The sequence below is a fragment of the Mesorhizobium sp. genome (genome assembly GCF_017306585.1).
In the GTDB taxonomy this organism is placed as follows: Bacteria; Pseudomonadota; Alphaproteobacteria; order Rhizobiales; family Rhizobiaceae; genus Mesorhizobium.
Window position 1 is genome coordinate 1 of record NZ_JAFKIC010000267.1, and the last position, 14,696, is coordinate 14,696.

Here is a 14,696-nt window from a genome sequence, read left to right on the forward strand (position 1 = left end):
CGGTGAGGCTTGCGGGTTCGCTTCAGAAAGGGAGCCAGCGGCAAGGCTGCTAATCTCCCCCCTTGAGGGGGAGATGTCCGGCAGGACAGAGAGGGGGGCCTCGCGCAGCCCTGTCTCTTCCGCCTTACCCCAGGCGGCGTCTACTGCGGCAACTGCCGCTGTCGGTAATTTCCTCGAAAAATCGACATAATCGTCCAGCCCCAGTCCACTATCGCTCCGCTCCAGCAAATCCAGCAATGCACGCGGCGTTTGCGGAATCCCCTCAACCGCATAGCCCTGTTGCTTCAGGTCATGCAGCATCGCCAGCACGCTGGACGGCACGTCGAGGCCAACGGCATAGCCGGTGCGGCCTGGGGCGCTGGGATAATCGGGGATCAGGATGGCAAGCTTGCGCTCGGCGCGGGGCGTCTCCTGCAGGCGGATGAACGCCGAGATGCGGTCGGCAACCTGCGCCACACGATCCATTTCAGGCCTGTTGGCGAAGGCGCGGTGGCCCAAAGCCGGGTCGATGTCGCTCTCGCCCTTGAAGGAAACGGCGCCGGCGAGGATACGGCCGTCGAGCTCGGGTAGCACGACATGCATGGCGAGGTCGGCGGGCGCCAGGCCGCGCTGGTTGGTCTCCCAGACGTCGCGGCGGGTGGTGGCGACGATGACCTGGAAGACCGGCACGCCGGCGCGGTCGAACAGGGTTTCGACACCGGGCTCGGCGCCCGAGGCGAATGCGGTGGCGGTGATGATGGCGGCGGGGTTCAGGGAGGCCAGCGCGGCTTCGACAAAGGCCAGGGAAGCCGGGTCCTTGAGGCTGGAGACGAAGACCGGCACAGGCCGCATGCCGAGCTGCCGCAAAGCGTCGAAAAGGGCATCAATGGGCGCGACATCGGCGGCCAGCAGCATCGACCGATAGAACAGGATGGGGACAATGGGACGATTGCCAGAGTCGAGTCCTGTCACACCCCCCTTTGTCCTGCCGGACATCTCCCCCGCAAGGGGGGAGATTGCTCGGTCATCGACGGTTTCGCCAATCGCCGAACTTGTAGGCACATTTGTACTTGACGAAGCAAAAAGAGAGCCGTCCTTGTTCGTAACCGATCTCCCCCCTTGCGGGGGAGATGTCCGGCAGGACAGAGGGGGGTGTGACGGAGCGCCAGCATCCAATAGGTCTGGCCTTTCCACAACTCCGCGCCCAGGTTCGTAAAACCCGGCCTTCGGCACGCTGACCGGTTCGGCGATATCAGCATCCTGACCCGCCAACCGCGCCAGCTTGCGCACGAGTGCGCTCATATTGGCCGGGCCGCCCTCGCGGAAATAGTCCAGCAGGCCGTCAAGTTCCTCGCGGGGCAGCGTCGAGGCTTCGATCAGTCTGAGATCCTCATCGCGGCATTCGCCGGGCAGCAGCGCCAGTTTTATGCCGCGTTCGCGGGCGACGGAGGCAAGCTGGTCGCAGCCGTAGCGCCACCAGTCGTAACCGCCGAGGATGCGGACCAGGATGACCTTGGCGTGGCGGGCGACGCTGTCGATCCAGAGATCGACGGACATGGGATGGCGCAGGTCACGCAAGGCCGCGAGCCGCATAGAGGGCAACCGGCCGGCATCCGCTTTCCAGGCGGTCGCCAGGCCGGCAAGATCGCTGTCGGTGAAGGACAACGCCACGATATCCGCCGGCTTCTGCCGCAGATCGATCGGCTCGGCGAGATCGTCGAGCGATGCGGAGGTCGTGGCGAGGATATGCATTGCAGCTCGTGTTTGGCGTCAGCCCGCGAGTATACGCTCGATCGCCGGGCGATTCAGCCCCTTGAGGCCGATGACGACAAGGCGCGAGCGGCGATCGTCCTCGGCGGTCCAGGCGCGGTCATAGTAATGATTGACGCGCGGGCCGACGGCCTGGAGCAGGAGCCGCATCGGCTTGCCGCCGACCTCGACGAAGCCTTTCACGCGCAGCACGTTTTCCTGCTCCGCGGCTTCGGCGACGCGCCTGGCCAGGTCGTCCGGGTTGGCGATCGAGGGAATGTCGACGATGAAGGTGTCGAAGTCGTCATGCTCGTGATCGAACGCGCCGTCATGGTGCGATTTACGGTTCTCGATGTCGTCCTCGACGGCGAGCCCGAGCCCCAGCAGCACGGACGGATCGACCTTGCCGTGTGAGGTCGGCACGATCTTGACCGCGCGCGACGAATGCTCGTTGACGATGGCGTTGGCGCGGGCGGAGCCGGCGGCGTCCATCAGGTCGCTCTTGGAGAGGATGATCAGGTCGGCGCAGGCAATCTGGTCCTCGAACACTTCCTCGACCGGATCGTCATGGTCGAGCGTTTCGTCCTGCGCGCGCTGCGCCTGGAGCGCATCCATGTCGTTGGCAACGCGGCCCTCGGCCAGCGCGGGCCCGTCGACCACGGCGATTACGCCGTCGACGGTGACGCGGCTTTTCACGGTCGGCCACTGGAAGGCTTGGACAAGCGGCTTGGGCAGGGCAAGGCCGGAGGTCTCGATCAGGATGTGGTCGACTTTCGGCGTCAGCGACAGGATCTGGTCGAGCGCGGGCACGAAATCATCGGCGACGGTGCAGCAGATGCAGCCATTGGCCAGTTCGACGATGTTTTCCTCCGGGCAGGTGTCGATGCCGCAACCCTTCAGGATTTCGCCGTCAATGCCGATGTCGCCGAACTCGTTGACGATGATCGCGATACGCTTGCCGCCAGCATTTTCGAGGAGATGGCGGACTAGCGTCGTCTTGCCGGCGCCAAGGAAGCCGGTGACGACGGTGCAGGGAACACGGGAGACGGAGGCAGTCATTTCAGGTCCTTCAGCATGTCGAGGGGAGGGATGCGGGCAACGAGGCCACGCTTGAGGGAATCAGGGCGGCCGCGCCACGGGATGAGGCCGTCGCTCGAAGTGGCGAAGAGTTTTGCGCCGGCCACGAGGTCGGCCCCGCTGGCCGTGGTCAGGTCGCCGAAGACATAGCTCCAGCAGCCATCGCGCAGGATCGCCGCGCTCAGCCGGCGCTTGCAATTGCCGAGGCATTCGACCGTGCGGACGCGGATATGCTCGTCCGAGGCGGCGCGTCGTGTGTCCTGCGCCAGCAGTTCGCCGGCGCGGGGATGGGCGTCGGAGCCGGTTTCGTCGCGGCAGGAGGCGCAGACGATGACGGTGACGGTGTCCAATGCACCGCCGGCGCCGGAGGGATTGTCCGCTGTGCCAGCCGAAAAACTGCTGTTCTGGTCCAAAAACCGGGCTCCTTGCCCGGAAACCCGCCGGGCGATCGGATTATCTTGTCGCAGACGGCAGGTCTCCTGGCTCGCGGGTCATCGCCTTGGGTAGCCGCCTTCCCGGGATGTCCCAGTGGTTTTCGGCCTTGGCTCGTCGCTTACAGTTGCGGGGACAGCCGCGGATTTGGGATTTTCAAGCCCGCACCGCATTCCCTCTTGGCTCCTCCCTTTGCCGAGAGAAGACCGTCTGCGCGGGATTTAGGCTTTTGGGCGCTGGCCTGTCAACGCGCGGCTACGACACTGCGATGTCGGCTAGCGCCGGCCCCAGATCGCCAGCCGGCGTTATTTCCATGCTTTCCAGCCCAAGCCAGCCCTGCATCTGCTTCAATTCCTCGAACAACTGAGCCGCCGTCTCGGGCGGTGCGCAGCGCTCCGCATAGGCCGCGTGGACGCGCAGCACGCTCGCCGGCCGGTCGGCCCGGAGGTCGACACGGGCGACGATTCTGTCGCCGAGCAGGAAAGGCAGGACGTAGTAGCCGTACTGGCGTTTTTCGGCAGGCGTGTAGATCTCGATGCGGTAGTGGAAATCGAACAATCGCTCAGAGCGGGACCGTTCGAAGACGACGGGGTCGAACGGCGCCAGCAGGGCGCGGGCCTCGACCTTGCGGGGCAGTCGCGCGTCCTTGTGAAGGTAAGCCGGCTTGTTCCAACCTTCCACGCTCACCGGCAGCAATTCGCCGGTCTCGACCAGTTCCTCCAGCCGGCCTTTCATGTCGGCCGGCGTCAGGCGGAAATAGTCGCGCAGGTCACCCGACGTCGCCACCCCATGGGCCCGGGCGGAAATACGCAGCAATTCGCGATGCGCGTCCTCGGCTGATGGTACCGGCATGTCCAATACGGCTTGCGGCAGGACGCGCTCGGGCAGGTCGTAGAAGCGCTCGAAGCCGCGACGATGCGCCGTGGTGATGCGCCCGGCCCAGAACAGCCATTCGAAGGCATGCTTGGCGTGGCTCCAACCCCACCAGCCGCCCGAGCCCTTCTGGCCTTCCAGCGCGGAAGCGGCGATCGGGCCGCGCGCGGCCACCTCGCGATAAATCTCTTCTATATAAGCGGCGTGCTCGCGGCCCCACTTGGCCAGGCCCAGATACATTTCGTCGCCCTGTTCGGCGCGCTGCATGCGCCAGCGCATCAGCGGGTAGGTTTCGACCGGCAGGAACGAGGCCTCATGCGCCCAGTATTCGAAGACGGTTCGCTTGCGCGTCACGGCGGCATTGTCGAGCAGGGCGAGCGGGTAGGGGCCAAGCCGCGAATAGAGCGGCATATAATGTGCGCGCACCACCGCGCTGACGGAATCGATCTGCAGCAGGCCGGTGCGAGACAGCACGCGCGCGAAGTGTCGGCGTGTCGGCGTGGTTTCGGGGCGGGGGTCGAGGAATCCCTGGGCCGCGAGTGCGACGCGACGGGCCGTGGCAAGCGAGATCTTTTCCTTCATCAAGCACTACTCTTGGAGTGATCCGATCGGGTTTCAGGCGGGTGATTCCAGGCCATGCTAGCAGGGTTTTGGCGGCAACCATGTCAGGAGACAAAAGTGGAGTAAAAAGTGAAGGAAATCAAACAGGAGCGGATCGGACCAGTTTCCCGGGATATGGCGTCCAGGACCATGTTTTGAACAAGGTTTGACTTGCTTCGCTGGAAGTGCTGCGCTAACCCTCGCCGCGTTGCAGCATAGGCTCCTTAAAACGGTTCAGCGGTTAAACTGTCACGCTTCCGCATTAAGGTCCGGTGCTGTAATCAAAAGTGGATTGGCGCCAACGGAAGGCTGCTGCATGAACGCACTTCTCAGTTCGTACCTGCCCATCGTCCTGTTCATAGGCGTGGCGCTGGTCGTCGGTCTGGCCTTGCTGGCCACGCCGTTCCTGGTGGCGTACCGCAACCCCGATCCCGAAAAGCTTTCCGCCTACGAGTGCGGTTTCAACTCGTTCGACGATGCCCGCATGAAGTTCGACATCCGTTTCTACCTGGTGTCGATCCTGTTCATCATCTTCGACCTGGAAGTGGCCTTCCTGTTTCCCTGGGCCGTGTCCTTCACGAAGATCGGCATGCTCGGCTTCTGGTCGATGATGGTGTTTCTGGCGGTGCTGACGATCGGCTTTGCCTATGAATGGAAAAAAGGAGCGCTGGAATGGGATTGAACGAGAGTTCAGGCACCCTCGTCGCGCCGAAGCCCAAGGGTATCATCGATCCCAACACCGGCAGGCCGGTGGGGGAGGACGATCCCTTCTTCCTCGAAATCAACAATGAGCTGGCAGACAAGGGCTTCCTGGTCACCTCGACCGAAGCGCTGATCACCTGGGCGCGCAGCGGCTCGCTGATGTTCATGACCTTCGGTCTCGCCTGCTGCGCGGTCGAGATGATCCACACCTCCATGCCGCGCTACGACTCGGAGCGGTTCGGCGTCGCGCCGCGCGCGTCCCCGCGCCAGTCGGACATCATGATCGTCGCCGGCACGCTGACCAACAAGATGGCGCCGGCGCTTCGCAAGGTCTACGACCAGATGCCGGAGCCGCGATACGTCATCTCGATGGGCTCGTGCGCCAATGGCGGCGGCTACTATCACTATTCCTATTCGGTGGTGCGCGGCTGCGACCGCGTCGTGCCGGTCGACATTTATGTGCCCGGCTGTCCGCCGAGCGCCGAAGCCCTGCTTTACGGCATCCTTCTCCTGCAGAAGAAAATCCGCCGCACCGGCACGATCGAACGGTAAATCCATGGCTGCTTCCCTTAGCGAACTGTCGACCTATCTCGGCGAAAAGCTGATCGGCCGCGTCAATGATGCGGTGCTCGCCTATGGCGAGCTGACCATCCATGTCGAGCCGCGCGACCTGGTCGAAGTCGTCACCTTCCTGCGCGACGATGCGCGCTGTCAGTTCATCTCGATCATCGATGTCAGCGGCGCGGACTACCCGTCGCGGGCCAAGCGCTTCGACGTGGTCTATCACCTGCTTTCGCCGAAGCAGAACGTGCGCATCCGCGTCAAAGTGCAGGCCGACGAGGAGACGATGGTGCCGTCCATCACCGGCGTCTATCCCGGTGCCGACTGGTTCGAACGCGAGACCTATGATCTCTATGGCGTGCTGTTTTCGGGCCATCCCGATCTGCGCCGCCTGCTGACCGACTATGGTTTCGAAGGCCATCCGCTGCGCAAGGATTTCCCGCTGACCGGTTTTGTCGAAGTGCGTTACGACGACGAAGCCAAGCGCGTGATCTACGAGCCGGTCGAGCTCAAGCAGGAATTCCGCAATTTCGATTTTCTTTCCCCTTGGGAAGGCACCGATTACGTGCTGCCCGGGGACGAAAAAGCCAAGACGAATTGAGGCGCCAGAATGGCTGAAACCTCCGTCCGCAATTTCAATATCAATTTCGGCCCGCAGCATCCGGCGGCGCACGGCGTGCTTCGCCTCGTGCTGGAGCTGGATGGCGAAGTCGTCGATCGCGTCGATCCGCATATCGGTCTGCTGCATCGCGGCACCGAAAAGCTGATCGAGGCCAAGACCTACCTGCAGGCCGTGCCCTATCTCGACCGGCTCGACTATTGCGCGCCGATGAACCAGGAGCATGCCTTCGCGCTCGCCGCCGAACGGCTGCTTGGCATCGAGGTGCCGAAGCGTGGCCAGCTGATCCGCGTGCTCTACTGCGAAATCGGCCGCATCATGTCGCACATCCTGAATGTGACGACGCAGGCCATGGACGTCGGCGCGCTGACCCCGCCGCTCTGGGGCTTCGTCGAGCGCGAAAAGCTGATGGTGTTCTATGAGCGCGCCTCGGGCTCGCGCATGCACGCCGCCTATTTCCGTCCGGGTGGCGTCCACCAGGACCTGCCGCGCCAGCTGGTCGAGGACATCGGCAAGTGGATCGATCCGTTCCTGAAGTCGATCGACGATCTCGACAAGCTGCTCACCGGCAACCGCATCTTCAAGCAGCGCAATGTCGATATCGGCATCGTTGCGCTGGAGGATGCCTGGGCCTGGGGCTTTTCGGGCGTCATGGTGCGCGGCTCGGGCTCGCCGTGGGACCTGCGCAAGTCGCAACCCTATGAATGCTATTCGGAAATGGATTTCGACATTCCGGTCGGCAAGAACGGCGACTGCTACGACCGTTACCTCGTGCGCATGGAAGAGATGCGCCAGTCGGCGCGGATCATGCGCCAGTGCGTCGACCTGCTGCTCGGCAAGGAAAGCAACGGCCCGGTGTCGAACCTCGATGGAAAGGTCGTCCCGCCAAAGCGCGGCGCGATGAAGCGCTCGATGGAAGCGCTCATCCACCATTTCAAGCTCTACACCGAAGGCTACCGCGTGCCGGCCGGAGAAGTCTACGCGGCCGTCGAGGCGCCGAAAGGCGAGTTCGGCGTTTATCTGGTCTCCGACGGCACCAACAAGCCGTATCGCTGCAAGCTCCGCGCGCCGGGCTTCGCGCACCTCCAGGCCATGGATTTCCTGTGCCGTGGTCACATGCTGGCCGACGTCACCGCCGTGCTTGGCTCTCTCGACATCGTGTTTGGTGAGGTCGATCGCTAAAATGTCAGTCCGTCGTCTCGCCGAAGCCAGCGTCCAGCCAGCGTCCTTCGCCTTCAACAAGGCGAACGCGGCGGCCGCAAAGCAATGGATCAAGAAGTATCCCAAGGGCCGCGAGCAGTCCGCGATCATCCCGCTTTTGATGATCGCGCAGGAACAGGAAGGCTGGGTCACCAAGGCGGCGATCGAGACCATTTCCGACATGCTCGGAATGCCGCGCATCCGTGGCCTCGAGGTCGCGACCTTCTACACGCAGTATCAGCTCAATCCGGTCGGCACCCGCGCGCATATCCAGGTCTGCGGCACCACGCCCTGCATGCTGCGCGGTTCGGAAGCGCTGATGGATGTCTGCCGCTCGAAAATCCATCACGACCAGTTCCACACCAACGACAAGGGCACCCTGTCGTGGGAGGAAGTCGAGTGCCTGGGCGCATGCGTCAATGCACCGATGGTCATGGTCTTCAAGGATACGTTCGAGGATCTGACGCCCGAGCGGCTGGCCGAGATCATCGATCTCTATGATGCGGGCAAGGGCGCTTCGGTGACGCCGGGACCGCAGAATGGCCGCACCGGTTCCGAGCCGGCCTCCGGCCTGACCTCGCTGACGAGCGAAAAGGCAATCCTGAAGTCGACCCGCGACAGGGAAGCCAAGGCTGCCGCCAAGGCCGCCAAGGAAGCGGCGCCCGCCGCCGCTCCGGCCAGCCCAGCTCCGGCTGCTCCGGCGGCAAGCGCCCCGGCGGCTGCTCCCGCAGCGCCGTCCAATGCCAGCAAGCCGAAGACCGATGCGCCGGAAACCAGCCCGGCCTTGACGACGCCTTCGAAGACCAAGGTCGCGCCGGCCGCGGAGAAGGCGGCGAGCGTTTCGGCGCCGCTGCATTCGGCCGCCAACGCCAACAAGGCCGCGCCGGAAGTCGAACAGGTTTCCAAGCAGCGCAATGGTTCCAAGACCAAGGCCGAGCCGGTAACCGCCTTCAAGGCGCCCGAGGCCAAATCTCCGGAAGCGAAGGCGCCGGCCGCCAAACCGGCAAAGCCTTCGCTTGAAGACAAGAACCGCCCGGCCGGCATCGACAGGCCGGCGGCGGTCGACGATCTCAAGCTGATCTCGGGCGTCGGCCCGAAGATCGAGGGCATCCTGCACACGCTGGGCATCTTCACCTTTGCGCAGGTCGCGTCGTGGAAGAAGGCCGAGCGCGAGTGGGTGGACGGCTATCTTTCCTTCCATGGCCGCATCGACCGCGACGACTGGGTCAAACAGGCCAAGGCGCTCGCCAAGGGCGGTGTGGCCGAATACATCCGCGTCTTCGGCAAGAAGCCGGTCTGAGGGACGAAAAATGCTTCAGGACAAAGACCGTATCTTCACCAACATCTACGGCCTCTTCGACAAGTCGCTGGCCGGCGCTATGGCGCGCGGCGCCTGGGACAACACGCCGGGCCTCGTCGCCAAGGGCCGCGACTGGATCGTCAACGAGATGAAGGCTTCGGGGCTGCGCGGCCGTGGCGGCGCCGGCTTCCCGACCGGTCTAAAATGGTCGTTCATGCCCAAGCAGAGCGACGGTCGCCCGAGCTATCTCGTCATCAATGCCGACGAATCCGAGCCCGGCACCTGCAAGGACCGCGACATTCTGCGCAATGACCCGCACACGCTGGTCGAAGGCGCGTTGCTGGCCGGCTTCGCCATGGGCGCGGTCGCGGCCTACATCTATGTGCGCGGCGAGTTCATCCGCGAGCGCGAGGCGCTGCAGCGCGCCATCGAGGAGGCCTACGAGGCCAAGCTGATCGGCAAGGGCAATACGTCGGGCTACGATTTCGATGTGTACATGCATCACGGCGCCGGCGCCTATATCTGCGGCGAGGAAACGGCGCTGCTGGAGAGCCTGGAAGGCAAGAAGGGCCAGCCGCGGCTGAAGCCGCCATTCCCGGCCAATGTCGGTCTCTATGGCTGCCCGACCACGGTCAACAATGTCGAGTCGATCGCGGTGGCGCCGACCATCCTGCGCCGTGGCGCGGCCTGGTTCTCGTCCTTCGGCCGGCCCAACAATGTCGGCACCAAGCTGTTCTGCATCTCCGGGCACGTCAACAATCCGTGCACCGTCGAAGAGGCGATGTCGATCCCGTTCCGCGAACTTATCGAGACGCATTGCGGCGGCATTCGTGGCGGCTGGGACAATCTGCTCGCGGTCATTCCGGGCGGCGCCTCCGTGCCGCTGGTGCCGGCCGAGCAGATCATCGACACGCCGATGGATTTCGACGCGCTGCGCGACCTCAAATCGGGCCTCGGCACGGCGGCTGTCATCGTCATGGACAAGTCGACCGATATCGTGAAGGCGATCGCGCGGCTTTCCTACTTCTACAAGCACGAGAGCTGCGGCCAGTGCACGCCGTGCCGCGAAGGCACCGGCTGGATGTGGCGTGTCATGGAGCGGCTGGTGCGCGGCGAGGCGCAGAAGCGCGAGATCGACATGCTGCTCGACGTCACCAAGCAGGTCGAGGGTCACACGATCTGCGCGCTGGGCGACGCGGCGGCGTGGCCGATCCAGGGCCTGATGCGGCATTTCCGCGGCGAGGTGGAGCGCCGCATCGACGAGTTTTCGCGCAACGCGCACCGGGCGGAACCGGTGATGGTCGCGGCGGAATAACAGGAACTTTCGGACTACGGGAAGAACGGGGCGGGGCAAACGAAGAAACGACCAGGAGAATTCTATGGCGCCGTATTCGACACCCTACCCACTGATGCCAAATTTGGACCAGCTCGAGAAGATGAACCAGGACCTGACCAGGATGATGCCGAAGGAGATGGCCAGCGCCGTCAACCTTTTCGTGCATCCTGTCGCGGGGGCGGCGGCGATGTCGGCGCTTGGCATCGGCTTCGCCAACCATGCGTTCGGGGTCTGGATGGGCGCGCTTTCGGGAGCCGCCGAGGCGTCGCAGCGCCTCATGCAGCCGCTGATCGAGGATTTCGAGGCTCGCATCGAACAGTTCGAGGATACGAATTCTTCGTCCACGAAGGCGCGTGCTGCGGCAAAGACATTGATCGCCGAGGCGCAGTCCTTCGCGCAGGAAGTTACCGATATCGCCGCCAGGGAAGCCGCCACCACCACGGCGCCCATCGCGGATGCAGCGGCCGCGACAAGCGAGGCCGCCGATGTGCTGCTGCCTGAAGATTTCCGCCAGCCCAAGGCCATCGACAAGCCGGCCCGGCCTTCGGACCTGAAGGCGATATCGGGCATCGGGCCGAAGCTGGAGAAGGTTCTGAACGGTCTCGGCATCTGGACGTTCGCCCAGATCGCCGCCTGGTCGCCGCAGGAGATCGCCTGGGTCGACGATTACCTGTCGTTCAACGGACGCATCGGCCGTGACGAGTGGACCGCCCAGGCCGCCGCGCTGGCCGGCAAGGCCAAGGGGTAGGGGGCCGGGATGGAGGTTCACGATAAACGCGATGTCCTGGACGTGCGCAGCGCCGTCGTTACCAATTCGGTTTTCGACGACGTCAACATGTCCAACACGCGGTTCCACAATGTGAACCTCTCGGTGGCGACGATCCTGCGCGCCAATCTGAGCAACGCCAAGGTGGAAGACGTGAACCTCTCGAACACGCATTTCACCAACGTGAACATGAGCAACGTGAAGATAGAAAACGCTGAGGTCGCCGGCATGATGATCAATGGCATCAAGCTCGGCGACCTGTTGAAAGCATATGAGACGGCGAAGACCGCCGGGGGCAATTGATGGCAAAGCTCAAGGTCGACGGGAAAGAAATCACTGTACCCGACCACTATACGCTGCTGCAGGCGGCCGAGGACGCGGGCGCGGAAGTGCCGCGTTTCTGCTTCCACGAGCGGTTGTCGATCGCCGGCAACTGCCGCATGTGCCTGATCGAGGTGAAGGGTGGCCCGCCCAAGCCGCAGGCTTCCTGCGCCATGGGCGTGCGCGACCTGCGCCCGGGTCCCAACGGCGAGCCGCCGGAAATCTTCACCAACACGCCGATGGTCAAGAAGGCCCGGGAAGGCGTGATGGAATTCCTGCTGATCAACCATCCACTGGACTGCCCGATCTGCGACCAGGGCGGCGAATGCGACCTGCAGGACCAGGCCATGGCCTTCGGCGTCGATTCCTCGCGCTATCACGAGAACAAGCGCGCGGTCGAAGACAAGTATATCGGCCCGCTGGTCAAGACGGTGATGAACCGGTGCATCCATTGCACGCGGTGCGTGCGCTTCACCACCGAGGTCGCCGGCATTTCCGAGCTTGGCCTGATCGGCCGCGGCGAGGACGCCGAGATCACCACCTATCTCGAACAGGCGATGACATCGGAACTGCAGGGCAATGTCATCGATCTCTGCCCGGTCGGCGCGCTGACCTCCAAGCCCTTCGCCTTCCAGGCGCGGCCGTGGGAACTGACCAAGACCGAATCCATCGACGTGATGGACGCGGTCGGTTCGGCGATCCGCGTCGATAGCAGGGGCCGCGAAGTGATGCGCATCCTGCCGCGCGTCAACGAGGCGGTGAACGAGGAATGGATTTCCGACAAGACCCGCTTCATCTGGGACGGCCTGCGCACGCAGCGCCTCGACCGGCCTTATGTGCGCAAGAACGGCAAGCTCGCCCCGGCAAGCTGGGCCGAGGCTTTCGCCGCGATCAAGGACGCGGTGTCGAAGACGACGCCGGAGAAGATCGGCGCGATCGCGGGTGATCTGGCCGCGGTCGAGGAAATCTACGCGCTGAAGCTTCTGATGGCCTCGCTCGGCTCGAAGAACACGGACTGCCGCCAGGATGGCGCAGCACTCGATCCTTCGCTCGGCCGCGCCAGCTACATCTTCAACCCGACCATCGAAGGCATCGAGCAGGCCGACGCGGTGCTGATCATCGGCGCCAATCCGCGTTTCGAAGCCTCCGTGCTCAATGCCCGTATCCGTAAGCGCTGGCGCGTCGGCAATCTGCCGGTGGGCGTCATCGGCGATATCGGCGATACGCGCTACGACTATGAACTGCTCGGCGCCGGGCCGGATTCGCTGAAGGATCTGGCCGACGGCAATGGCAAGTTCTTCCAGACCCTGAAGAAGGCGACGCATCCGCTCATCATCGTCGGCCAGGGCGCGCTGGCGCGCGCCGATGGCGCCGCGGTGCTCGGCCAGGCGGCCAGGCTCGCCGGTGCCGTGAATGCGGCGCGCGCCGACTGGAACGGTTTTGCAGTGCTGCACAATGCGGCGGGACGCGTCGGTGGCCTCGACCTCGGCTTCGTGCCGGGCGAGGGCGGCAAGGACGTCGCCGGCATGCTGGGCGAGACGGACGTGCTGTTCCTGCTCGGCGCCGACGAGATCGACATGGGCAGGACCGGCGGCGCCTTCGTCGTCTATGTCGGCACCCATGGTGACGCCGGCGCGCACCGCGCCAATGTCATCCTGCCGTCGGCCGCCTACACCGAGAAGTCCGGCACCTATGTCAACACCGAAGGGCGGGTGCAGCAGACCAATCGCGCCGGCTTCGCGCCAGGCGATGCGCGTGAGGACTGGGCGATCCTGCGGGCGCTGTCGGATGTTCTGGGCAAGAAGCTGCCGTTCGATTCGCTGCCGCAGCTGCGCGCCAAGCTCTATGGCGAATACCCGCACCTGGCACGCATCGACCAGGTCGCGGCCGGCAATGCCGAGGACATCGCCGCTGTGGCGAAGCTCGGCGGACGGCTGAACAAGGGCACCTTCACCTCGCCGGTCAAGGATTTCTACCTGACCAATCCGATCGCGCGGGCGTCGGCCGTCATGGCCGAATGCTCGGCATTGGCCAAGAACGGCTTCAAGCAGGCGGCGGAATAAGCATGGAAACCTTCTTCTCCTTCTACGTGCTGCCGGCGCTGCTGATCCTCCTGAAGTCGGTCGTGCTTATCGTGGTGCTGCTGGTCTTCGTCGCCTACATCCTCTACGCCGACCGCAAAATCTGGGCGGCGGTGCAGTTGCGCCGCGGCCCGAACGTCGTCGGCCCCTGGGGCACGCTGCAGGCCTTCGCCGATCTTCTGAAGTTCGTCTTCAAGGAACCGGTCATTCCGTCCGGCGCCAACAAGGGCGTGTTCCTGCTGGCGCCGCTGGTCTCGGCCGTGCTGGCGATCTCGGCCTGGGCGGTCATCCCGGTCAACGAAGGCTGGGCGATCGCCAACGTCAATGTCGGCATCCTCTATGTCTTCGCCATCTCCTCGCTCGAGGTCTATGGCGTCATCATGGGCGGCTGGGCATCGAACTCGAAATATCCGTTCCTCGGCGCGCTGCGCTCGGCGGCACAGATGGTGTCCTACGAAGTCTCGATCGGCTTCGTCATCGTCACCGTGCTGCTCACCGCCGGCTCGCTCAACCTGACCGATATCGTGCTGTCGCAGCAGGGCGGCCTCGGCACGCGGCTCGGACTGCCAAACACCTTCCTCGACTGGAACTGGCTGGCGCTGTTCCCGATGTTCGTCATCTTCTTCATCTCGGCGCTGGCCGAGACGAACCGTCCGCCATTCGATCTGGTGGAAGCCGAATCGGAACTGGTCGCCGGCCACATGGTCGAATACTCCTCGACGCCGTTCCTGCTGTTCTTCCTCGGTGAGTATGTCGCCATCGTGCTGATGTGCGCGCTGGCCACCATCCTGTTCCTCGGCGGTTGGCTGCCTCCGTTCGACTTCGCGCCCTTCACCTGGGTGCCGGGCGTCATCTGGTTCGTGCTGAAGGTCTGCTTCGTGTTCTTCGGCATCTCGATGGTGAAGGCCTTCGTGCCGCGCTATCGCTACGACCAGTTGATGCGGCTGGGCTGGAAGGTGTTCCTGCCGATCTCGCTGTTCATGGTGGTCGCCACCGCCGCCTTCCTCAAGATCACGGGGTTTGCGTGATGTCCGCTCTATCCCAGGCCGCAAAATCGCTGCTGCTCAAGGATTTCGTCAGCGCCTTCTTCCTGTCGATGC

The 14,696-nt window shown here is 64.0% G+C and carries 14 protein-coding genes and 1 riboswitch; of the genes, 10 read left to right on the forward strand and 4 right to left on the reverse strand.

Going from position 1 to position 14,696, the window contains the following annotated elements; all coding sequences use genetic code 11:
* The 4 genes from J0I79_RS31340 to J0I79_RS31355 all read right to left on the reverse strand — a co-directional run.
* A partial coding sequence (locus tag J0I79_RS31340) for a cobaltochelatase subunit CobN (protein WP_292868794.1) occupies positions 1-1,731 on the reverse strand: 1,731 nt, incomplete at its 3' end.
* An 18-nt stretch (positions 1,732-1,749) separates the two neighbouring features.
* Positions 1,750-2,787, reverse strand: a complete 1,038-nt coding sequence (gene cobW, locus J0I79_RS31345) for a cobalamin biosynthesis protein CobW (protein ID WP_292868797.1) — start codon at positions 2,785-2,787, stop codon at positions 1,750-1,752.
* Positions 2,784-3,218 (reverse strand): DUF1636 family protein, encoded by a 435-nt coding sequence (locus J0I79_RS31350; protein ID WP_292868800.1) that lies wholly within the window; start codon positions 3,216-3,218, stop codon positions 2,784-2,786. The genes cobW and J0I79_RS31350 overlap by 4 nt, the downstream gene beginning before the upstream one ends.
* Before the next feature lie 38 nt (positions 3,219-3,256).
* A riboswitch (cobalamin riboswitch) is annotated at positions 3,257-3,463 on the reverse strand.
* Between the two features lie 29 nt (positions 3,464-3,492).
* Complete coding sequence (locus J0I79_RS31355) at positions 3,493-4,692, reverse strand: winged helix-turn-helix domain-containing protein (protein ID WP_292868803.1); 1,200 nt, start codon at positions 4,690-4,692, stop codon at positions 3,493-3,495.
* A gap of 334 nt (positions 4,693-5,026) precedes the next feature.
* On the opposite strand from J0I79_RS31355, the gene J0I79_RS31360 reads away from it, so the two are divergent.
* The 10 genes from J0I79_RS31360 to nuoH all read left to right on the forward strand — a co-directional run bounded on the left by J0I79_RS31360 (position 5,027) and on the right by nuoH (position 14,624).
* Positions 5,027-5,392 (forward strand): NADH-quinone oxidoreductase subunit A, encoded by a 366-nt coding sequence (locus tag J0I79_RS31360; protein WP_292868806.1) that lies wholly within the window; start codon positions 5,027-5,029, stop codon positions 5,390-5,392.
* Positions 5,383-5,964 (forward strand): NADH-quinone oxidoreductase subunit B, encoded by a 582-nt coding sequence (locus J0I79_RS31365; protein ID WP_224634287.1) that lies wholly within the window; start codon positions 5,383-5,385, stop codon positions 5,962-5,964. The genes J0I79_RS31360 and J0I79_RS31365 overlap by 10 nt, the downstream gene beginning before the upstream one ends.
* A gap of 4 nt (positions 5,965-5,968) precedes the next feature.
* Positions 5,969-6,574, forward strand: coding sequence for an NADH-quinone oxidoreductase subunit C (locus J0I79_RS31370; protein ID WP_292868812.1), 606 nt, complete (start codon positions 5,969-5,971; stop codon positions 6,572-6,574).
* A 9-nt stretch (positions 6,575-6,583) separates the two neighbouring features.
* A complete protein-coding gene (locus J0I79_RS31375; RefSeq protein ID WP_292868815.1) occupies positions 6,584-7,774 on the forward strand; it encodes an NADH-quinone oxidoreductase subunit D in 1,191 nt (396 codons plus the stop codon).
* 1 nt (position 7,775) lies between these two features.
* Entirely contained in the window at positions 7,776-9,092 is a 1,317-nt protein-coding gene (locus tag J0I79_RS31380) for an NADH-quinone oxidoreductase subunit E (RefSeq protein WP_292868818.1), read from the forward strand.
* A 10-nt stretch (positions 9,093-9,102) separates the two neighbouring features.
* Positions 9,103-10,407, forward strand: coding sequence for an NADH-quinone oxidoreductase subunit NuoF (gene nuoF, locus J0I79_RS31385; protein ID WP_137933255.1), 1,305 nt, complete (start codon positions 9,103-9,105; stop codon positions 10,405-10,407).
* A 64-nt stretch (positions 10,408-10,471) separates the two neighbouring features.
* Positions 10,472-11,176 carry an NADH-ubiquinone dehydrogenase gene (locus J0I79_RS31390; protein WP_292868823.1) on the forward strand — a complete coding sequence of 235 codons (705 nt, stop codon included), beginning with the start codon at positions 10,472-10,474 and terminating at the stop codon, positions 11,174-11,176.
* Positions 11,177-11,185: 9 nt separating this feature from the next.
* On the forward strand, positions 11,186-11,497 hold the full coding sequence (locus J0I79_RS31395; protein ID WP_292868826.1) for a pentapeptide repeat-containing protein: 312 nt from the start codon (positions 11,186-11,188) through the stop codon (positions 11,495-11,497).
* Positions 11,497-13,578 (forward strand): NADH-quinone oxidoreductase subunit NuoG, encoded by a 2,082-nt coding sequence (gene nuoG / locus J0I79_RS31400; protein WP_292868829.1) that lies wholly within the window; start codon positions 11,497-11,499, stop codon positions 13,576-13,578. The genes J0I79_RS31395 and nuoG overlap by 1 nt, the downstream gene beginning before the upstream one ends.
* A 2-nt stretch (positions 13,579-13,580) precedes the next feature.
* Positions 13,581-14,624, forward strand: a complete 1,044-nt coding sequence (nuoH, locus tag J0I79_RS31405; RefSeq protein ID WP_292868832.1) for an NADH-quinone oxidoreductase subunit NuoH — start codon at positions 13,581-13,583, stop codon at positions 14,622-14,624.
* Positions 14,625-14,696: the final 72 nt, after the last annotated feature.